This is a genomic window from Arthrobacter sp. P1_A5 (assembly GCF_056406825.1).
Genome location: NZ_JBFTZL010000353.1, coordinates 1 through 1252, shown reverse-complemented (window position 1 = coordinate 1252; position 1252 = coordinate 1). Strand labels below are relative to the sequence as shown.

Here is a 1252-nt window from a genome sequence, read left to right as displayed (position 1 = left end):
CCACCGGGTTAATCCACCGGGCTGTAGCGGGCGAGGTCTGCGGCGTTGGTCGCCGCGCTCATCAGCAGCGCCGCCGCCAGCATGTGAGCGCCGACGAGCAGCGCCGGGATGCCGTTGTAGTACTGCGTGAAGCCGATTGCGGCCTGCAGCACCGTGACGCCCAGGAGCATGAACACCGAGGAGCGGAACGGCCCCTGAATCCGGCCGCGGACCACCAGGACCAACGCGAACAGCGCGCCGGCGGTCACCAGGTACGCGGGCACGGCGTGGATGTGCGCGAACAGGTCCCAGTCGAGGTCGTTGCGCGGGGCGTTCGCGTCCCCGGCATGCGGACCGGCGCCGGTCACTACCACACCGAGGCAGACCGCGACGGCCGAGAGGACCGCGACGGCGGTCATCACCGGGCGGGCAACGCCCGGCAGGGCGGGAAGCTGCACGGTCCGGGCCTTGCCCGTGCGGTCGTAGGCCCGGTTCACCAGAAGGGTCGCGAGGACCACGAGGGCCATGGACACGAGGAAGTGCAGGCCCACGACCCACGGGTTCAGCTGGGTCAGCACCGTTATGCCGCCGATGACGGCCTGGGCCGGGATGCTTGCGAGCAGGCCGAGGGCCAGCAGGAAGAGGTCGCGGCGCTCCTTGCGGAGGTTCCACAGATAGACCAGCATCATCACGGCGACGGCCGCCAGCGCAAACGTCAGGAGCCGGTTGCCGAATTCGATGATTCCGTGGATCCCCATTTCCGGGGTGGTCGCCAGGGATCCCTCCGTGCAGCGCGGCCACGTGGGACAGCCAAGGCCCGAGGCCGTCAGGCGGACGGCACCGCCGGTCACCACCAGGACGATCTGGCCAATGAGGGACAGCACGGCCAGCCGCCTGACCGTCTTATCGACGCGGACCGGCAGCCGGGAGGTGATTCCGGAGACAATCCGGGGAGTTCGTGACGCCGTGCTCACAGTTTTCTCAATTCCACTTAAACCAACGGGTTGCTGCGCCGCCGGCGATCGCCGTCCAGAGCAGCAGGACAAGAACGGCGGCACCATTGACGCTGCCGTACAGGAAAGCATCCCTCAGCGCCTGGCCCAGCGCGCCGGAGGGGAGGAAATGCACCACGGCCTGGGCCAGCGCCGGGATCCGTTCGGCCGGAATCACGATTCCGCCCAGCGCGCCAAGCAGGATCCAGAGCAGGTTGGTGATGGCCAGGGTCGCTTCCGGCCGCACCGTCCCGGCGACCAGCAGCCCGAGTGCCGTGAAA

Annotated in this window: 1 protein-coding gene and 1 pseudogene; both read right to left on the bottom strand. The window is 68.8% G+C overall.

The window, feature by feature from the left end; genetic code table 11:
• Positions 1 to 8: 8 nt before the first annotated feature.
• Entirely contained in the window at positions 9 to 953 is a 945-nt protein-coding gene (locus tag AC1D1S_RS21230; protein WP_476995456.1) for a COX15/CtaA family protein, read from the bottom strand.
• 7 nt (positions 954 to 960) lie between these two features.
• Positions 961 to 1252, bottom strand: a pseudogene (locus AC1D1S_RS21225) (ABC transporter permease); the annotation flags it as partial.